This is a genomic window from Erwinia sp. PsM31, assembly GCF_030433775.1.
Classification (GTDB): domain Bacteria; phylum Pseudomonadota; class Gammaproteobacteria; order Enterobacterales; family Enterobacteriaceae; genus Erwinia; species Erwinia aeris.
Genome location: NZ_JARUWZ010000140.1, coordinates 1 through 215, shown reverse-complemented (window position 1 = coordinate 215; position 215 = coordinate 1). Strand labels below are relative to the sequence as shown.

Annotated in this window: 1 protein-coding gene; it reads right to left on the bottom strand. The window is 53.0% G+C overall.

Annotated features, from left to right (window positions below; translation table 11 throughout):
• Positions 1–29: 29 nt before the first annotated feature.
• On the bottom strand, positions 30–215 hold a 186-nt coding region (locus QCD69_RS22760; RefSeq protein WP_301253600.1), incomplete at its 5' end, for a CorA family divalent cation transporter.

Sequence of the window (215 nt, the reverse complement as noted above, 5' to 3'; positions counted from 1 at the left end):
ACCAGGGCGCCATGAATGGCACCCCACGATCACAGCCAGTTTTTGCGTTTGAAATAGAGATAAGGTGCCAGGCCTGCCAGCATCATCAGGCAGATTGCGCCAGGATAGCCGAAGCTCCATTTTAGCTCAGGCATAAACTCAAAGTTCATACCATAGCTGGAAGCCACCAGCGTTGGCGGCAGGAACACCACCGAGACCACCGAGAAGATCTTGAT